The following is a 291-nucleotide window of genomic DNA, read 5'->3' as shown; positions in this document are numbered from 1 at the left end:
AACGTGACTTTAAGCAATGTTGCTGTAAGCGATCCTCTGACAGGTTTGAACGTTTCTATTCCAAGCCTTGCCCCCGGATCAAGTGAATCTATTCCTACTTCTTACACTGTAACACAGACGGATATCGATGCAGGAAAAGTGGACAACACCGCTTCGGCTGCTGTAGGTTCAGTCAATGTCTCTGCTTCGGAGTCGGTTTCTGCAACACAATTACCTGCCCTATCCATCACCAAAACAGCCACTGAGTCAACCTTTGCCGCTGTCGGAGACGTATTGAATTACACCATTGTC

1 protein-coding gene is annotated in these 291 nt (G+C 47.1%); it reads left to right on the top strand.

Features of this window, described 5'->3' with window-relative positions; translation table 11 throughout:
• On the top strand, positions 1 to 291 hold a 291-nt coding region (locus NU887_RS21275; protein WP_258425360.1), incomplete at both ends, for a DUF7507 domain-containing protein.

Source organism: Aquiflexum gelatinilyticum, from assembly GCF_024741135.1.
In the GTDB taxonomy this organism is placed as follows: Bacteria; Bacteroidota; Bacteroidia; order Cytophagales; family Cyclobacteriaceae; genus Cognataquiflexum; species Cognataquiflexum gelatinilyticum.
This window is presented reverse-complemented; position numbering and strand designations above follow the sequence as displayed.